Raw genomic sequence first — 18662 nt, 5'->3', positions numbered from 1 at the left:
CATCCGACCGGGGGGCGCTTGCCGCCGCTCCGGTCTTTCTGTCCATCCCTGATACGGGGCGGCGGGGCGGATTCGTCGGGGGGCGCCGAAGATTTTTTCGGGGGTCCTCGGCGCTCTCTCCAGGGCGGGGGAGGGGTTGAATGCGATTGTCGCGTCACATACGCGGATAGGTATTGAAGATAAGAATCATTTGCATTATGAGGGCCAATAACTGCGAATGATTCTTATTCGTGTCGGGGGCAATCATCGTGAAGAGACGAGTGGACGGCGGTCGGGTGTCGCGGGGGGCGGCGTTCGGCGCCATGGTGCTGGGCGGGCTGATGGTGCCGGCGGCCCAAGTGGCAATGACCCAGGTGGCGATGGCGCAAAGTGCCGGCGGGCAAGGGGCCGACGGTGCCGCGGTGCAGATGCCGGCGGTGACGGTGACCGGGCAGGGCGAAACGGCGCTGTCGCCGGTGACCGGCTATGTCGCCAACCAGCAGGCGACCGGCACCAAGACCGACACGCCGCTGATCGAGACGCCGCAATCGATCTCCGTCATTCCGGCCGACCAGATCCGCGACCAGAACGCGCAGACGCTGAACCAGATCGTGCGCTACACCTCCGGCGTGACGGCGGAGACCCGCGGCGCCGTGGCGACCCGCTACGACCAGCTGAAGATCCGCGGCTTCGACGCCGACACCTACCTGAACGGGCTGAAGCTCCAGTCGCTCTACTACGCTGCATCGCAGGTCGACCCCTATCTGCTGGAGCGGGCGGAGGTGCTGAAGGGCCCGACCTCCGTGCTGTACGGGCAGGCGCAGGCCGGCGGCCTGATCAATCAGGTTTCCAAGCGCCCGACCGCCACCGCGTTGAACGAGGTCGGGGTCGAATACGGCACCGACAACCATTGGCGCGGCACCGCCGACTTCTCCGGCCCCATCGACAAGGACGGCAAGTTCCTCTACCGGCTGACCGCCGTCGGCCTCAGCGAGGACGGCCAGATGCGGATGACGGAGAACGAGCGCATCGCCGTCGCCCCGTCCTTCACCTGGAAGCCGGACGCCGAGACCAGCCTGACCCTGCTGGGCTTCTACCAGCATGACCCGAAGGGCAATTCCTATGGCGGCATCCCGCCGCAGGGCACGGTGCTGGCGAACCCGCTGGGCAGGATCCCGGTCGATTTCTATGACGGCGACCCGAATTACGAGACGTTCGACCGCCGTCAGGTCTCGGTCGGCTATGCCTTCGACAAGAAGCTGGGCGACGCCTGGACCGTGCGGCTGAACGGGCGCTGGCTGAACGCCAAGGTCGCCTACGACAGCCTGTACGCCAACGGCCTCGACACCGACAACCGCAGCCTCTTCCGCGGCGTCGCCACCTCGCGGGAGGAGATGAACGCCTACGCCTTCGACAACCAGATCGAAGGGCGCTTCTCCACCGGCCCGGTCTCCCACACGCTGCTGGCCGGCGTCGACCACCAGCGGCTGGACGGCCATTACACCGCCGGCTTCGGGATGGCGCCGTCCATCGACGTGTTCAACCCGGTCTACGGCATCGCCGTCACCCCGCCGGCGGTCTATCGCACCGACATCGACGGGCGCCAGACCGGCGTCTATCTCCAGGACCAGATGAAGCTGGGCGGCTTCATCCTGACGGTCGCCGGCCGCCGCGACTGGTCGAAGACCACCTCGACCACCGCGTCGGGCAGCAGCACCCAGTCCGATCAGGCCTGGACCGGCCGCGCCGGCCTGACCTACGTCTTCGACAACGGCATCGCCCCCTATGTCAGCTATGCCGAATCCTTCACGCCCAGCAGCGGCGTCGCTTTTGGCGGCAAGCCCTTCAAGCCGGAGGAGGGGACCCAGTACGAGGTCGGCGTCAAGTACCAGCCGCCGGGCCTGAACAGCCTGTTCACCGTCTCGGCTTTCGACCTGACCCGCAGCAACCTGCTGACCAGCGACCCCGCCCATCCCGGCTTCTCCATCCAGAGCGGCGAGGCACGGTCGCGCGGCGTCGAGCTGGAGGCCAAGGTCGGCGTCACCAAGGAGCTGGAGCTGATCGGTGCCTACACCTACCTCGACACCAAATACACCAAGGACAATGACGGGCTGCAGGGCAAGCGCCTGGCCGCGGTGCCGCGCCATCAGGCCTCTGCCTGGGCGATGTACCACATGCCGGAGGGCACGCCGCTGACCGGCCTCGGCGTCGGCACCGGCCTGCGCTACACCGGCAGCACGGCCAACACGGCCAATACCTTCAAGGTGCCGTCCTTCACCCTGGTCGACGCCACGGTGTCCTACGACCTGGGCGCGCTGTCGTCCAAGCTCCAGGGGGCGGAGGTCACCGTCAACGGCAAGAACCTGTTCGACAAGGAGTATGTCGCCTCCTGCTATTACGGCGACTGGTGCGCCTACGGCTATCGGCGGACGGTGACCGCCGGCCTGCGCTATCGCTGGTAAATCCCGTGCCGTCCCTTCCCCATTGCCAAAGGAAGCCGTCATGACGCCTGCGAGCCTGCGGGGCTGGCGCCTCGTCCACCGCTGGACCAGCCTGATCTGTTCGGCCAACCTGCTGATCCTGTGCGTGACCGGGCTGATCCTGGTGTTCCACCACGAGATCCAGCATCTGATGGGGGAGGATCTCGACAGCAGCTACACCGAGGGGCAGGCCCGCCTGCCGCTCCAGTCGCTGGTCGACATCGCGCAGAAGGCCGACCCGGCCCTGGTGCCCAAGCTGCTGTCCTTCGATCCGGAAGACAAGGCGGTCAACTACATCTATCTGGGCAAGCCGGAGGAGCGCGGATTCGACCTGGGGCGCTGGGTGGTGCTGAACGGCTTCACCGGGGCCAACCAGATGCTGAAGCAGCCGGAGGAGACGCTGGTCGGCTTCCTCTTGAAGCTGCATGTCGACCTGTTCACCGGCTTCGCCGGCCAGATGTTCGTCGGGGTGATGGGGCTGCTGTTCGTGGTCAGCACGGTCAGCGGGCTGGTGGTCTACGGCCCGTTCATGAAGAAGCTGGCCTTCGGCATCCTGCGCTTCGGCCGGGGAACCCGCATCGGCAACATCGACCTGCACAACCTGTTCGGCGTGGCGACTCTGGTCTGGGCCTTCGTCGTCGGGCTGACCGGCGCCATCCTGTCCTTCTCGCCGCTGATCACCGGCTATTGGCAGAAGACCGAGCTGGCGGCGATGACCGCCCGCCATCCCGAGCCGATGACCGGGCCGGCAGTGCCCATCGACCAAGTGGCCGCGGCCGGGCTGGCCGCCTTCCCCGGCAAGGATCTGGCCTTCATCGCCTATCCCGGCAACGAATATGCCGGCAGCCGGCATTTCAGCGTGATCGTGCGCGGCCACACCGAACTGACGCAGCGGCTGCTCAGCGTAGCCCTGGTCGATGCCGAAACCGGCGTGGTCGCCGAGGCGGCCGGCACGCCCTGGTACATGACGGTGCTGATGCTGTCGGGGCCGTTCCATTTCGGCGATTACGGCGGGCTGCCGTTGCAGATCATCTGGGCGCTGTTCACCATCGTCACCGGCGTGGTGACGGTGACCGGCTTCGTCGTCTGGCTGAAACGGCCGCGGGCGCGGTCGACATCCGACAGGACTGCATCGGGCGCCAAGCTGGGGAGCAAGGCATGAGAGGGGGCATGAGCGGGGTTTGGCGCATCCCGGCCGCGCTGGCCGGGCTGTCCGTCGTCGGGCTGGCTGCCGCCATCCTGGGCGACGGCATCTGGGACTGGCTGTGCTGGGCGACCCTGTCGGTGCCGCTGGCCGTCTGCGCCGTCAAGCTGTGGCGGCAATGGCCGGGGCGGTCGGCAAGCCTCTGAAGCGAGCCGCAAGCCCGTCTCCCGTCACGATGGCTGGCGATCTGGTTCGGACACGCTCCTCATCATGTCGATGAAGCCCGACGGCGCGTCGTCGCCAAGGCAAAGCTCCAGCATCCGATTGGCGTCCACGGCTTCCAGGGCGGCGCGGGCGAACATCGGCTCCTCATAGGCGGCAAGCGCCGCTTCGACATCCCCGGGATGCCGAACCAGGGCGCCGGCCAGTTCGGCACCGTCCAGCATCGCCAGATTGGCGCCTTCGCCAGACGGCGGCATCAGGTGCGCGGCATCTCCCAGCAGCGTCACGCCGGGAACCCGCTGCCATCGGTGTCCGGTGGGAAGCGTGTGGACCATGCGGGGAACCGGCGGCGTGTCGCTCCCGGTGATGAGGGCGGTCAACTCCGGCGCCCAGCCGTCGAACTCCGCCACGACAAGACCCTTCGCCGCCGGATCGCCGAAGTCGATCCCGGCGAACCAGTCCGCCGGCCGCTTCAACTCGACATAGACATGCAGCACGTCTCCGGCCTCCCGATGGGCGAAGATGGCTCTGCCCGGCGCCAGGGCGAACATCGCTCCGGCGCCGACCGCCGCCGCGGATCGGGAATGCCGGCTGTCCACATCGTGCAGGTATGTCTCGATGAACGTCGCGCCGGCATAACGGGGCGTGGCATCGGACAGCAGGGGCCGCACCCGGGACCATGCGCCGTCCGCCCCGACGAGAAGACCGGCGGTGGCACGGCTTCCATCCGCGAACAGGACCTCGTGCCGCCCGTCGCCGAGGGGTGAGGCGCTGGCGAGTTTCCTGCCCCACCGCACCGTGCCCTCCGGCAGGGAGTCGAGGAGCAGCCTGCGCAGATCGCCGCGCAGGACTTCGGGACGCCGGTTCTGTCCGTCGTCGGGAAGGTCGAGGAGCACGCTGCCGGTGCGGTCCAGCACGCGCGTCGCCTCTGCGCCCTGGTGGATGATCGACCGGAACGCCTCGGTGAGGCCGGCGGCTGCGAGCGCAAGCTGGCCGTTGTGGTCGTGGATGTCGAGCTGGCCGCCCTGGGTCCGGCTGTCGGCGCCCGGCTCCGCCTCGTAGACGATTGAGGAGATGCCATGGACATGGAGGACGCGGGCCAGCGTCAGTCCACCCAATCCCGCACCGATGATGACGACAGCTTGCTCCACTGCGCTCTCTCCCTGCTCTGGAACGGCGTTCCATTACTATTCATTGGAACGTTGTTCCAGACATGTCAAGGTGAGACATGGATCCAAGACCCAAGACTCCCGAGCGGCGGGAGGATGCGCTTTCCAAGGAGCGGATCGTTGCGTCCGCCATCGAGCTTCTCGATGGGGAGGGGGAGCGCGCCCTGACCTTCCGCGCGCTGGCGAACCGGCTGTCGACCGGAAGCGGGGCGATCTACTGGCATATCCCGGACAAGGACGCACTGCTCTCTGCGGCAACCGAGGCTGTGCTGTCCCATGCGCTGGCCGGAATCGCGGGCGGATCCGATCCGGCGGACGCCCTGCGCGCCATCGCCTTGGGCGTCTTCGACGCCATCGAGGCGCATCCATGGGTGGGCACCCAGCTCGCCAGGGAACCGTGGCAGCCGGCCATGGTGGAGGTTTTCGAGCGCAGTGCCGCGCAGTTCGATCTGCTGGGCGTTCCGCGCGGGGCGCTTTTCCACTGCGTGTCGGCGTTCGTCCAGTATCTGCTGGGTACCGCTGCGCAGACCGCGGCCGCCGCGCGCCACAAGTTCCACGCGTCGGAGCGGCCGGCCGTCCTGGCTGCAATCGTCGAGCGCTGGACCCGGCGCGATCCCGCGGAATACCCGTTCGTTCACCTGCTGGCGGAGCAGGTGCGGACGCATGACGAGCGGGAGGCGTTCCTCGCGGGTCTCGACCTGATCCTGGCGGGGGCGAAACCCGCACGGTAGCGGCGTGAAGTCAAAACTGGAGCGGCGGCGAGGCGGTGTCTTGCCGTCCCCGCCGCCGCTCGATTTTACCGACGGATCTTTACTTCATCGACGGGAAGGCGAACTGGGCGCCTTCGCGGACGCCGCCGGTCGGCCAGCGCTGGGTCACGGTCTTGCGGCGGGTGTAGAAGCGCACGCCGTCCGGACCGTAGGCCGACAGGTCGCCGAACAGCGACCGCTTCCAGCCGCCAAAGCTGTGATAGGCGACCGGAACCGGCAGCGGCACGTTGATGCCGACCATGCCGACCTTGATCATGTCGCTGAAATAACGGGCGGCCTCGCCGTCGCGGGTGAACAGGCAGGTGCCGTTGCCGTATTCGTGGGCGTCGATCAGGTCCATGCCCTCCTGCATCGTCTTGACGCGGACGAGGCAGAGCACCGGGCCGAAGATCTCCTCCCGGTAGATGGTCATGTCCGGGGTGACGCGGTCGAACAGGCAGCCGCCCAGGAAATTGCCGTTCTCATGGCCGGGCACCACCAGCCCGCGGCCGTCCACCGCTAGCTCGGCCCCCTCGGCGACGCCCTGGTCGACGTAGGCCTTCACCTTCTCGTAATGGGCGCGGGTGACCAGCGGCCCCATCTCGCAGCCGGCGGACGTGCCGGCGCCGACCTTGAGGTCGCGCAGCGCCACCGACAGCTTGTCCTTGAGCCGGTCGGCCACCTCGTCGCCCACCGCCACCACGACGGAGATCGCCATGCAGCGCTCGCCGCAGGAGCCGTAGGCCGCCCCCATCAGCGCGCTGACCGCATTGTCGAGGTCGGCGTCCGGCATGACGATGGCGTGGTTCTTGGCGCCGCCCAGCGCCTGCACCCGCTTTCCATGGGCGGTGGCGGTCGCATAGACATATTCGGCGATGGGGGTGGATCCGACGAAGCTGACGCCCTGCACCCGCGGGTCGGTCAGCAGCGTGTCCACCGCCTCCTTGTCGCCGTTGACGACGTTCAGCACGCCCGGCGGCAGTCCGGCCTCTTCGGCCAGCTGGGCGACATAGAGGGCGGCACTCGGGTCGCGCTCCGACGGCTTGAGGATGAAGGTGTTCCCGCAGGCGATGGCGATCGGGTACATCCACAGCGGGACCATCGCCGGGAAGTTGAAGGGGGTGATGCCGGCGACGACGCCCAGCGGCTGGAATTCCGACCAGCTGTCGATGCTGGGGCCGACATTCTTGGAGAACTCGCCCTTCAGCAGCTCCGGCACGCCGCAGGCATATTCGACATTCTCGATGCCGCGGGTCAGCTCGCCGAAGGCGTCGTCCAGCACCTTGCCGTGCTCCGCCGTGATCAGGGCGCAGACGCGCTGCGCATTTTCCTCCAGCAGCTGCTTGAAGCGGAACATGACACGGGCGCGCTTGGCCGGCGGCGTGGCGCGCCAGCCCGGGAAGGCGGCCTCGGCGGCGGCTATCGCCTCCTCGACCGTCTTGCGGCTGGCGAGCGCCACCTGACCGGCGATCTCGCCGGTGGCGGGATTGACGATGTCGGCGGTGCGGCTGTCGGCCGGGGCGTCGGTCTTGCCGCCGATCAGGTGCGGAACGATGGGCATTGGGCTTTTCCCGGAATGTCGCGTGTGGAGGTTCTTACGCCGTGGCCCTTACGCGGTCGCCTGGATCGCGTCGGCGACGACGTTGAACAGGCGGTCGAGGTCCTCGCGCTCGCTGATGAAATGCGGGCCGAACTGGAGAGTGTCGCCGCCGTAGCGCACGTAGTAGCCGGCGTCCCAGCACTTCATGGCGATCTCGTAGGGCCGCCGCGCCGGCTCGCCCGGAAGCGCCGCGATGGTGACGGCGCCGGCAAGGCCGCAGTTGCGGATGTCGGCGACGTTCTTCAGCCCCTTCAGCCCGTGGATCAGATCCTCGAAATGCGGCATCAGCGCCGCCGCCTTGTCGGCCAGCTTCTCGCGCTCGAACAGGTCGAGGGCGGCGAGACCGGCGGCGCAGGCGACCGGGTGGGCGGAGTAGGTGTAGCCGTGCGGGAACTCCACCAGATACTCAGGCCCGCCATTGTCCATGAAGGTCTGGTAGATCTCGCGGCTGGCGACCACCGCACCCATCGGCACGGCACCGTTGGTCAGACCCTTGGCGACGTTCATGATGTCGGGGACCACGCCGAAATAATCGGCGCCGAAGGCGGTGCCCATGCGGCCGAAGCCGGTGATGACCTCGTCGAAGATCAGCAGGATGCCGTGCTTGGTGCAGATCTCGCGCAGGCGCTGGAGATAGCCCTTGGGCGGCGGCAGCACGCCGGCCGACCCGGCCATCGGCTCCACCACCACCGCGGCGATGTTGGAGGCGTCGTGCAGAGCCACCAGATCCTCCAGCGCGTCGGCCAGATGGGCGCCCTCGTCCGGCATGCCCTTGGTGAACAGGTTCTGCGGCAGCAGGGTGTGCGGCAAATGGTCGGCATCGACGCCGGTGCCGAACAGCTTGCGGTTGCCGACGATGCCGCCCAGGCTGGTGCCGCCGAAATTGACGCCGTGATAGCCCTTCACCCGGCCGATCAGCTTGGTCTTGGCCGGCTGGCCCTTCATCCGCCAATAGGCCCGCGCCATCTTCAGCGAGGTGTCGGCGGCCTCCGAGCCGGAATTGACGAAGAAGACATGGTCCAGCCCGGCCGGCGTCATCGAGGCCAGCTTGTGCGCCAGCTTGAAGGCGGCGGTGTGGCCGTGCTGGAAGGCCGGGCTGTAGTCGAGCGTGGCGATCTGCTGCGCCACCGCGTCGGCGATCTCGCGGCGGCAATGGCCGGCGCCGCTGCACCACAGGCCGGACAGGCTGTCATAGATCTTGCGGCCCTGCGCGTCCCAGTACCAGGCGCCCTCCGCCTTCGTCATGATGCGCGGGTTCTTCTTGAACTCGCGGTTGGCGGTGAAGGGCATCCAGTGCGCGTCAAGCTCCTCGCGCGTCAGTCCGGCAGCCGTGCCGAGGGCGTGGGCGTCGGCGTGGGCATGATCGTGGTCGAGGGGGGCCATCCGCTGTTCTCCCGGTTTGGTTTGGGGGGCGCATATGTCAGGGCTGCTGTCTGTGGTCAGTGTGAGCGGTTCCCGGTTGCCATCAAATCCAAAGTGGAAGAACTTCACGTAAGCATCCGCTTAACTTTCCCGCTCAACGATCCCAGGCGACAGCATGAGCAAGCCGGCCCGGTCGATGGCCCCGATCAGCGACGCCGACATCCGGCTGCTGCGCGTGTTCCGGACGGTGGTGGAGTGCGGCGGCTTCTCCGCCGCCGAGGTGGAGCTGAACATCAGCCGCGCCGCGATCAGCCAGCACATGGCCGATCTGGAGCGCAGGCTCGGCCTGACGCTGTGCTGGCGCGGGCGGGCGGGCTTCCGGCTGACGGAGGAGGGGCGGCTGGCCTATGAGGCGAGCTTGCGCCTTCTGGCCAGCACCGAGAGCTTCCGCAGCGAGATCAACACGGTCCATCGCCGGCTGCGTGGCGAATTGAACATCGGCATCACCGACAACCTCGTCACCATGCCGCAGATGCGGGTGACCCACGCGCTGCGCGGCCTGAAGCAGCTGGCGCCGGAGGTCCGCGTCAACATCCGCATGATCCCGCCCAACGAGATCGAGCGCGGCGTGCTGGACGGGCAGCTGCATGTCGGCGTCGTCCCGGTGCGGCGCGGATTGCCGGGGCTGGCCGGCCTGCCGCTCTATAGTGAGGAATCGCTGCTCTATTGCGGCGACGGCCATCCGCTGTTCGACAGACCCGATGGTGCAGTGACGCGGGAGGATGTCGAGGCGGCCGACGCGGTGGCGCCGACCCAGGCGCAGCTTCCGCACGAGCTGAACAACACCGCGACCGCCACCGACCGCGAGGGGGTGGCGTTCCTGATCCTGACCGGATGCTATGTCGGCTTCCTGCCCATCCATTACGCGCGGCAATGGGTCGAGCGCGGCATGATGCGGGCGCTGCTGCCCGGCACCTACCGCCATGCGCTGGAGTTCCAGATGGTGACCAAGAAGGGGGCCCAGCCCAATCTGGTGCTGGACCGCTTCCTGGAAGTCCTGCGCGGCAGCGGGAATGGAGGGGGCGTCTAGCTCTCCAGGCGCCGTCCGGCTGCGGGCTTGGCGTCCGGCATGTCCTCGCCCAGCGCGTGCAGGACGGCGCCGGCGGCCAGGGTGCGCTCCTCCTCGCCGATCTGCATCGTCACCGGGTCGCCGGTGGCGCTGGTAGCCGTCGCTTCGCCGGCGAAGCGGACCGTCACCTCGCGATTGGCGAAGCGGATGCCCTCGCGGCGGAACAGGGCGTTGAGTTCCTGATAGACCCGCTTGCGGATCTCCCACTGGTCGCCGGGCCGGGTCATGAACTTGACGCGGAGGATCATCGCGGAGTCCTCCATCTGGATGACGCCCTGCGATTTCAGCGGCTGGAGGAACTTCGGCCCCAGATCGGGATCGTCGAGCAGCATCTGGCCCAGCTGCTTGATGTGCTTGCGCACCTTCTCGACGTCGGTGTCGTAGGTGATGCGCAGCGGCAGCTTCATGATCACCCAGTCGCGCGAGTAGTTGGTCAGCTGGTGGATCTCGCCGAAGGGGACGGTGTGCAGCGGGCCGCGATGGTGGCGCAGCTGCATCGAGCGCACCGAGATCTTCTCCACCGTGCCGCGGATGGCGCCGATCTCGATGTATTCGCCCTTGCGGAAGGCGTCGTCGATCAGGAAGAAGGCGCCGGAGAAGATGTCGCGGATCAGCGTCTGCGCGCCGAAGCCGATGGCGATGCCGGCCACGCCCGCCCCGGCGAACAGCGGCGCGATGTTGACGCCGAGATCCATCAGGACGCTGAGCAGGATGGCGCCGACGATGGACAGCAGGATGAAGTTGCGCACCAGCGGCAGCAGCGTCGCCAGCCGGCTGGCCGAGCCGTGGCCGCTTCCCTCGTCGCCGGGAATGGCGCCGGGGGTCGGCCCCTCCTCGGCGATGCGGCGGTCGATCCAGATGCGGACGCCGTGATAGGCGACGTAGCCGATCAGGCAGACCGTCATGATGCTGATGAGCTTGTCCGCCGCATCGCCGTGCATGCGCGGGACGTTCCACACCGACAGGGTCACCGCCACCCCGGCGGCGGCGGCGAGGATGCCCGCCACCCGCCGGGCCAGCGCCTCGTAGCTGTCGATGGCCGCCGGCCGGGGAGTGTCGGGGAGCAGGCCGTCGCCGTCCGGCGCACTCTCCCGGCCTTCCTCCAGCGGCCGCCACAGGGTGCGGCGATGGTGGAACAGCCATTCGGTGGCATAGGTGACGGTGGCATAGACGGCGAGGATCGCCGCGGCGACGGCATAGGCGCCGAGCAGCAGCGGCAGCTCGGTCGGCCAGCCCAGGATCAGGCGGTTGACCAGCGTCGCCAGGGCATAGGCGAAATAGACCAGGACCGCCGGAAACCACAGGCGCAGGGTCAGCCGTTCCAGCGGCGCCACCGTCGCCGCCGGACGCCCGGCCAGGAAGGCGCGCTCGACCGTCTGGCGGTTGGCATAGAGTGCGCCGACCGTCGCCAGCACGGTGAGCAGCCCGAACAGCGCGACCAGCACCGCGTGCGGGTCGTAGGGCATGCCGAGCGCCTCCAGCCAGATGGTGCCGATCATCAGGGCGACGCCCACGGCACCGCTGGCGGTCAGGTCGCGCCGCAGCCGGCGCACCGCCGGGGCCACGCCGGCATCCGCAGACGCGCCGGGCGGCATCACCAGCCGCCAGAACAGGGCGATGGCCCAGACCAGCAGATAGCCGGCCCCGGCGAGGATGACCGTCTTCTCGGTCATCGGCGTCGGTTCCGGCACCAGTGCGGTGGCGAGCCCGAAGGCGATCAGCGTGGCGAAGAGCATGCCGACCAGCGTCAGCAGCGCATGCGCCACCAGACGGGGAAAGCGGGCGGCCAGGATGGAGCCGCCCGGTCTCGGTTCGGCCGGGGGCGGCAGCAGGCGGCGGGCGACCGGCCGCTGATAGACCAGATGCTGGACGCCATGGCCGGCCGCCATCAGGGCGAAGGTCAGGGCGATGACCTGCAGGAAATAGTCGAGCCTGCCGGTCGGGCTCTGGGTCTTCAGGGTGGCGACGATGGCCGACGGGATGGCGGGCGTGGCGCGCAGCCGCCGGGCGAGCTTGCCGCGGAACCCCGCCATGCGGTCGCGCCCTTCGCTGAGCATCAGCATCATCATGCCGTCAGCCGCGCTGGCGGCTGCGGAGGGCGGGGCGGGTGTGGCAGTGGCGGGAGCAGGTGGGGCGGGCGGAGGAGCGGTGGTTTGGGCGGGGGGCGGCGCTGCGGTCTGGGCCGACGCCTCGGCGAACGCCAGGCCCAGCGACAGCAGCCCCAGCAGCAAAATCAGCGTCGCCGCCCTGAGCCGGACCGGCCAGCGGAGACGCAAGGAAAAGGCACGGGCGAGGAGCGGAGGGGTCGGCATGGCCTTGCGTCGCGAAGCGTGGCGGTCGATCCGATGAGAGTAGCGTAGATCGCGCGGCCGGGAAGGGGTTCCTAAGGCTCCGCCGCAGCAATTGCGACGGGGCGGGGCGGACCTCAGCTGACCAGCCCGGCGGCCAGATTGACGCCCAGCGCCAGCACCGCGGTGTTGAACAGGAAGGACAGGGCACCGTGCATCAGCACCAGACGGCGCATGCCGGCGGCGCGGGTGGTCACGTCGGACACCTGTGCTGTCATGCCGACGGTGAAGCTGAAGTAAAGGAATTCCAGGTAATCCGGCGCGTCGTTGCCGGGAAAATCCAGGCTGCGCTCCTGGCCCGACTGCCCACCCAGCCAATAATCGTGGGCGTAATGCTGGGCGAAGAAGACATGCAGGAAGCCCCAGGACAGCAGGACCGTCACCCCCGACAGCACCGCCGCCATCCCCTCGTGCGGGGAGCCCTTGGCCGACACCAGCTCCGCCACGATGGCGACCAGCGCCGCGAGCGAGGCCAGCACCGCACCGGCCAGCACCCCCCATTTGCCGGGGTCGAGCAGCTTGGCCCGCCGGCGCATGGAAGCCACCGTGGCCCGGCTCATCAGGATGCCGGCGAGCAGGATGTAGGCGGCGACCCCGCAATCCCAGCCGGTCAGCACCGCGGTGGTGGGGCGCAGCCAGACGGCGGCGAGGCCCCCGGCCAGCAATGCTACGGCCAGCGCCCCGCTCAGCGACGGGCGGTTGCGCAGATGGGTCAGGCTGCCGCGCATCTCGTCTCCAACCGATTGGCGTGCGGCGATGCGCACGCCCGTTCAGTTGGAGGCGGGATAGAGCGGAAGCAAGGTCTGCTGGCGGCGCTGATAGCGTACCAATTCCAGCGCAGTCAGCGGCTGCGCCCCGGCCGCCCGGCAGGCGTCCGCCACCTCGAACATCAACGCCTGCTGGTGGAACAGGGTGGCATAGGCGTCGCCGAGTTTGAACTCCGGGTCCCACATGTGGATGGCCTCGGCCCCGGCGCCGTTCACCTCGATGATGCGGAAATCCTCGCCCACCGCCAGCCGCTCCACCGAGGCGAAGCGCACGTCGAAGCGGCCGAAATGGAAGCCCGGCATCTGGTCGGCGATCTCGTCGAAGCGCGCGGTCAGCGTCGCGGTGACATGGCCGCAGGCATCCTTGTAGAGGCCGCCGACCCGGCTGCTGCCGACCAGCGACAGCCGCACCGTGCGCCCGGCCTCCGGCACCTCGTCCAGCCGGTCGGCCAGCGCCTCGTGGTGCAGGTCGGCCTTCCAGGAGGCGCGCGGATCGGCGGCGATCAGCTTGCGCAGGGTGGAGCGGCCGTCGCCGACCACATGCGGGTAATAGCGGAAGGTCATGGAGAAGATGCGCCCGTGCCGCTCCCCCGGCTTGCGGACGTAGAAGATGCCGGCCTCGCCGGCGTAAGCCACATGCTCCTGCAGGATCAGCTTAACGTCGGCCGGGAAGCCGCGCAGATAGGTGCAGAGATCGGCGGCGTCGCGCACCAGCCGCACGCCGATGCCGCGCCAGCCGATGTCCGGCTTGGCGACCAGCGGGAAGGACAGGCCGGCACCGGACGCCAGCGACTCGAGCTGCGCCGGGGTCAGCGACGGGCGGTTGACCAGGGCGACGGATTTCGCCGCCCACCGGCGCGCCTCCGGCCCGATCAGGTCCATGCAGGCGATCTTCGACTCGCCGAGCAGCCCGCCCGCCTCGATCGACGGGTTGGCGGCGGTCGGCAGCGACAGGCTGCGGTAGCGGACGCCGAGCGCCAGCCACTGCGCCACCAGCGGGATGTAGAACAGCAGCGGCGGAATGCGCTCCGCCCAGCCGATGGTGGGGGCACCGGCCGGCACCACCGGCAGGCCGGGCAGGGCGATGGCGCGCGGGGTCGGGCTGCCGTGCAGCGCGTCGCGCAGGGCCTTGGGCAGCAGCGGCTCCAGCACCGCCCGGATGCGGGCGAACAGCGCGCGGACGACGGCCTGCGCCCGCTTGGTGCGCAGGACCATCAGCAGGGCGGCGCAGCCGATGCCGATCACCTGCACCTGGATCGCCGCCGCTTCGAGCGACGAGGTCATCAGGGTCAGCAGCAGCCCGACATGCACCCCGGCGGTCGCCAGCGTGATGGCGATGAAGCGCAGGAACGGCACCCGCATCACCCCGCAGGCGAAGTAGGTCGGGAACAAGACGCCGGGAACCAGCCGGCAAGTCACCAAGGTCGGCAACAGGTTCCGCTGCAAGGCTCCGCGGCAGCGTTCAAGCATAGGACCTTCGGTCCGCCGCCTAATCCAACTGATCCGCAGGGACAATAGTCCAAGGACATAAATGAACAAATCGCCGATAACAATCCCACACAGCAGGGTGATGGCGGTCACGCCGATGCTGACGGTGCCGACGCTGACGAGGCTCGCTCCAACCGCAATTGCAACGTCTTCGTGCAGAAGCGTAAGCAAAGCAAGGCCCAGCAACAGGGGAAAACCGGCGAAAGCGGTTATTGGTTGCAATGCAGCAAACACGTGCGGTCTGTCCGTTGGGTAGGGGGCGGTTACGGTGCCGTCGGCAAAATTGCATAGGAAATGGTAAGCTTCACGTTAAAACTTTTATGGAACCGTGCGGCATAGCGACTGTTTCTTTTGAGCCATATAGAAACGGTATGGCTATGATAGAAAATATGTGTTTGCAGCTATGGCGTCGGCGCGGCAGAGTGCGTTTCAATCGATGGCCGAACCGCCATGTGACATGACCAGGAGACGCACCGTGCAGAGCATCCAGTGGGACGACGCCTTCCTCCTTGAAGCCCAGCTGACCGAGGATGAGAAGCTGGTGCGCGACAGCGCCCGCGCCTACTGCCAGGACCGGTTGCAGCCCCGTGTCATCTCCGCCTTCCGCGAGGAGCGGTTCGACCGCGAGATCATGACCGAGATGGGCGAGCTGGGCCTGCTGGGGCCCACCATCCCGGAGGAGTATGGCGGGCCGGGCGTCAGCCATGTCGCCTACGGCCTGGTCGCCCGCGAGGTCGAGCGGGTGGACAGCGGCTACCGCTCCGCCATGTCGGTGCAGTCCTCGCTGGTCATGCACCCGATCTATTCCTACGGCAGTGAGGAGCAGAAGAAGAAGTGGCTGCCGCGTCTGGCCACCGGCGAGCTGATCGGCTGCTTCGGCCTGACCGAGCCGGATCACGGCTCCGATCCCGGCGGCATGAAGACCCGCGCCACCAAGGTCGACGGCGGCTATCTGCTGTCGGGCTCCAAGATGTGGATCACCAACTCCCCCATCGCCGACCTCGCCGTCGTCTGGGCGAAGTCGGACGCCCATGACAACAAGATCAAGGGCTTCGTGGTCGAGCGCGGGACCAAGGGCTTCTCCACCCCGAAGATCGAGGGCAAGCTGTCGCTGCGCTCGTCGGTCACCGGCGAGATCGTGCTGGACGAGGCCTTCGTCCCCGACGAGAACCTGCTGCCCAACGTGTCGGGCCTGGGCGGTCCGTTCGGCTGCCTGAACAAGGCGCGCTACGGCATTGCCTGGGGCGTGCTGGGGGCCGCCGAGTTCTGCTGGCACGCCGCCCGCCAATACACGCTGGACCGCAAGCAGTTCGGCCGTCCGCTGGCCCAGACCCAACTGGTCCAGAAGAAGCTGGCCGACATGATGACGGAGATCACGCTGGGCCTCCAGGCCTGCCTGCGCGTCGGCCGCATGATGGACGACGGCAGCTGGTCGCCGGAAGCGATCTCGCTGATCAAGCGCAACAACTGCGGCAAGGCGCTCGACATCGCCCGCGTCGCCCGCGACATGCATGGCGGCAACGGCATCTCCGAGGAATTCCAGGTCATCCGCCACATGGTGAACCTGGAGACGGTGAACACCTACGAAGGCACCCACGACGTCCATGCCCTGATCCTGGGCCGGGCGCAGACGGGCCTGCAGGCGTTCTTCTGAGCGGAAAGTCCATCCCCTTTCCCGCCTCTCGTGCCAACGCATGCGTTGCCGGCGGCATCGGGCGGATCGCAAGTCCGCCCGGTGCCGGGGAAGGGAGGGAAGCCACCGCGGTGCGGCAGATGTGCGGGGACGTTGCGGGAATCGGTGTGGTTGCGGATTCCTGGAGCAAACCCCTGTTCTCGGCCGATACCGGCTTCCTTCATCCCGAGGCGGGAATTTTTCCATTGTACGCCGGGGCTCCATGGGACTGAGCGGGGGGACTGGTCGGGGATCTGGGTAGGGCTTGGCTGCTCCGCTGTTAAAGCTACTTCGGAATTGGGAGGATTGTCTCCTCATTAGATAGACAATGATCCCCGTTTTCCTCCGCCGGTGCCTGTCGAGGCTGAGATATCCTTTCGAACTCGGCGCATGCCGGTTTGGGAGGAATTTCCATGGCGACCTGGACTCCTGATCCCAGTTTCTACCCCTCGCCACGCATGGCGATGCAGGCCGCTCCGGAACGGCTGGCCTATGTGGCGATGCTGAATGTCGAAGGGGGGCCGGATGCGCTGGGGGTGGTCGATGTCGATCCCTCCTCGGCCAGCTATGGCCGGCTCCTTCGGCGGGTCGACATGCCGAATGTCGGCGACGAGTTGCACCATTTCGGCTGGAACGCCTGCAGTTCCGCCCTGTGCCCCTACGCTCCGCATCCGCATGTAGAGCGGCGATACCTGATCGTGCCCGGGCTGCGGTCATCGCGCATCCACATCCTGGACACCAAGCCCGATCCCGCCGACCCCAAAATCGTCAAGATCATCGAGCCGGAGGAACTCGCGGCGCGCGCCAATTATTCCCGCCCGCACACGATGCATTGCGGACCGGAAGGCATCTATGTCAGCGCGCTCGGCAACGGAAAGGGCGACGGCGGCGGGCCGGGGGGCGTCTTCCTGATGGACCACGAAACCTTCGAGGTGCTCGGCCAGTGGGAGATCGACCGCGGTCCGCAGTTCCTGGCCTACGATGTCTGGTGGCATCTCGGCCAGGACACGCTGATCACCAGCGAATGGGGCACGCCCGACATGATCGAGGACGGGCTGAACCCCGAACTGCTGCTCGGCGCGAAATACGGCCATCAGGTCCATTTCTGGGATCTGCGCAAGCGCCGGCACCGGCAGACCATCGATCTGGGGCCGGAATACCAGCTGGCGCTGGAACTGCGGCCGGCCCACGACCCGACCAAGGCCCATGGGTTCATGAATGCCGTGGTCAACCTGTCGGACCTGTCCTCGTCGATCTGGCTGTGGCATCGCGAGGATGACGGCAGCAGGTCTGGCCGGTGGGCCATGCGGAAGGTGATCGACATCCCGGCCGAACCGGCCGACCCGGATCTGCTGCCGCCGCTGCTCAAGGGCTTCAAGGCGGTGCCGCCGCTCGTCACCGACATCGATCTCTCGCTGGACGACCGCTGGCTCTACGTGTCCTGCTGGGGCACGGGGGAAATGCGGCGGTACGACGTGTCAGATCCGTTCCAGCCCCGGCTGACCGGCTCGGTGCGGTTGGGCGGGATCGTCGGGCGCAGCCGCCATCCCGGCGGCGATGCCGATGGTGGCGCCCTCAACGGTGCCCTCGGCGGCGCCCTCAACGGCGGCCCGCAGATGGTCGAGGTCAGCCGCGACGGCAAGCGGGTCTACTTCACCAACTCGCTGTACCGGAGCTGGGACGACCAGTTCTACCCGGACGGCATCAAGAGCTGGATGGTCAAGCTCGATGCCGACCCGGATGGCGGCCTGACCATCGACGAGCGGTTCTTCCTGCGCTTCGACGACGAATTCCGCGGTCACCAGATCCGGCTGGAAGGCGGCGACGCCTCTTCGGATTCCTACTGCTACCCATGACCGCCATCCGGGGGGCACCTCTCCATGGATGACCCGTGGCAATGGCTGGCGCTGGCCGGGCTCGGCGCCTTCCATGGAGTGAACCCGGCGATGGGATGGCTCTTCGCCGTGGCTCTCGGCCTTCAGGAGGGGCGGCGGGGCGCCGTCATCAGGGCGCTGCCTCCCATCGCGCTCGGCCATGCCCTGTCGGTGCTGGTGGTGGTGGCGGGATTCGCCATCCTGCAGCTGGTCGTCACGACGGCCCCGCTGAGGCTGGTCACGCCCGCCCTCCTGATCGGTTTCGGCCTCTACCGGCTCGTGCGCGGATACCGTCACCGGCTGCGGGTCGGCATGCGCACCGGCTTTGCCGGGCTGACGCTCTGGTCCTTTCTGATGGCGTCCGCCCACGGGGCCGGGCTGATGATCCTGCCCCTGCTGCTGGGCATGCTGGCGCCGGCGCAGCTGATGGCGCTGTCCCTGTGCGGACCGGGGGCGGGGATGACCGGCCCGGTCGCCGCACTGGGATCGGCTGCGGCCGGGCTGGCGGTGGTTCTGGTGCATATGGCGGCGATGCTGGCGGTGATCGCCGTCATCGGGCTGGCGGTTTTCGAAACCGTCGGCCTCGGCATTCTGCGCCGCGGCTGGGTCAATTTCGACCTGCTGTGGGCGGGCGCCCTGATCGGCACCGGAGCGGGGTTCCTGCTGCTCGGGTGAGGTC

14 protein-coding genes are annotated in these 18662 nt (G+C 68.0%); 8 read left to right on the top strand and 6 right to left on the bottom strand.

Annotation, left to right across the window (positions count from 1 at the left end; translation table 11 throughout):
* Positions 1-248: 248 nt before the first annotated feature.
* The 3 genes from ACWPN3_RS07175 to ACWPN3_RS07165 are packed head-to-tail and all read left to right on the top strand — an operon-like array spanning position 249 to position 3809.
* Positions 249-2441, top strand: coding sequence for a TonB-dependent siderophore receptor (locus tag ACWPN3_RS07175; RefSeq protein WP_492243829.1), 2193 nt, complete (start codon positions 249-251; stop codon positions 2439-2441).
* Positions 2442-2481: 40 nt separating this feature from the next.
* Positions 2482-3621 carry a PepSY-associated TM helix domain-containing protein gene (locus tag ACWPN3_RS07170; protein WP_109451368.1) on the top strand — a complete coding sequence of 380 codons (1140 nt, stop codon included), beginning with the start codon at positions 2482-2484 and terminating at the stop codon, positions 3619-3621.
* Positions 3622-3629: 8 nt separating this feature from the next.
* Positions 3630-3809, top strand: coding sequence for a hypothetical protein (locus ACWPN3_RS07165; RefSeq protein WP_492243830.1), 180 nt, complete (start codon positions 3630-3632; stop codon positions 3807-3809).
* 24 nt (positions 3810-3833) lie between these two features.
* Here ACWPN3_RS07165 and ACWPN3_RS07160 read toward each other — a convergent pair whose 3' ends face one another.
* Positions 3834-4976, bottom strand: coding sequence for an FAD-dependent oxidoreductase (locus tag ACWPN3_RS07160; RefSeq protein ID WP_492243831.1), 1143 nt, complete (start codon positions 4974-4976; stop codon positions 3834-3836).
* 77 nt (positions 4977-5053) lie between these two features.
* Between ACWPN3_RS07160 and ACWPN3_RS07155 the strand changes: the two genes are divergently transcribed.
* Positions 5054-5725, top strand: coding sequence for a TetR/AcrR family transcriptional regulator (locus tag ACWPN3_RS07155; RefSeq protein WP_109451374.1), 672 nt, complete (start codon positions 5054-5056; stop codon positions 5723-5725).
* 79 nt (positions 5726-5804) lie between these two features.
* Here the strand turns inward: ACWPN3_RS07155 and ACWPN3_RS07150 are convergent, their stop codons facing one another.
* Both ACWPN3_RS07150 and aptA read right to left on the bottom strand, forming a co-directional pair.
* Positions 5805-7304 carry a CoA-acylating methylmalonate-semialdehyde dehydrogenase gene (locus tag ACWPN3_RS07150; protein WP_492243832.1) on the bottom strand — a complete coding sequence of 500 codons (1500 nt, stop codon included), beginning with the start codon at positions 7302-7304 and terminating at the stop codon, positions 5805-5807.
* Between the two features lie 48 nt (positions 7305-7352).
* Positions 7353-8726, bottom strand: a complete 1374-nt coding sequence (gene aptA / locus ACWPN3_RS07145) for an omega-aminotransferase AptA (protein ID WP_492243833.1) — start codon at positions 8724-8726, stop codon at positions 7353-7355.
* A 154-nt stretch (positions 8727-8880) separates the two neighbouring features.
* Between aptA and ACWPN3_RS07140 the strand changes: the two genes are divergently transcribed.
* On the top strand, positions 8881-9795 hold the full coding sequence (locus tag ACWPN3_RS07140) for a LysR family transcriptional regulator (RefSeq protein WP_492243834.1): 915 nt from the start codon (positions 8881-8883) through the stop codon (positions 9793-9795).
* Here ACWPN3_RS07140 and ACWPN3_RS07135 read toward each other — a convergent pair.
* From ACWPN3_RS07135 to ACWPN3_RS07125, 3 genes are all read right to left on the bottom strand, one after another.
* A complete protein-coding gene (locus tag ACWPN3_RS07135; protein ID WP_492243835.1) occupies positions 9792-12146 on the bottom strand; it encodes a mechanosensitive ion channel family protein in 2355 nt (784 codons plus the stop codon). The genes ACWPN3_RS07140 and ACWPN3_RS07135 overlap by 4 nt on opposite strands.
* Before the next feature lie 113 nt (positions 12147-12259).
* Positions 12260-12910: a DUF1345 domain-containing protein gene (locus ACWPN3_RS07130; protein ID WP_492243836.1), complete on the bottom strand. Its 651-nt coding sequence runs from the start codon at positions 12908-12910 to the stop codon at positions 12260-12262.
* Between the two features lie 42 nt (positions 12911-12952).
* Positions 12953-14671, bottom strand: a complete 1719-nt coding sequence (locus ACWPN3_RS07125) for a DedA family protein (RefSeq protein WP_492243837.1) — start codon at positions 14669-14671, stop codon at positions 12953-12955.
* A 241-nt stretch (positions 14672-14912) separates the two neighbouring features.
* Between ACWPN3_RS07125 and ACWPN3_RS07120 the strand changes: the two genes are divergently transcribed.
* From ACWPN3_RS07120 to ACWPN3_RS07110, 3 genes are all read left to right on the top strand, one after another.
* Positions 14913-16091, top strand: a complete 1179-nt coding sequence (locus tag ACWPN3_RS07120) for an acyl-CoA dehydrogenase (RefSeq protein ID WP_376966550.1) — start codon at positions 14913-14915, stop codon at positions 16089-16091.
* 431 nt (positions 16092-16522) lie between these two features.
* The gene (locus tag ACWPN3_RS07115) at positions 16523-17965 is read left to right on the top strand and encodes a selenium-binding protein SBP56-related protein (protein WP_492243838.1); all 1443 of its coding nucleotides are present in this window, start codon (positions 16523-16525) and stop codon (positions 17963-17965) included.
* A 24-nt stretch (positions 17966-17989) separates the two neighbouring features.
* Positions 17990-18658 carry a hypothetical protein gene (locus ACWPN3_RS07110; protein ID WP_492243839.1) on the top strand — a complete coding sequence of 223 codons (669 nt, stop codon included), beginning with the start codon at positions 17990-17992 and terminating at the stop codon, positions 18656-18658.
* The last annotated feature ends 4 nt before the right edge of the window (positions 18659-18662 follow it).

This window comes from Azospirillum sp. UENF 111221, from assembly GCF_058780625.1.
The sequence above is the reverse complement of the archived record's forward strand: the minus strand, read 5'-3'. Positions and strand labels throughout refer to the sequence as shown.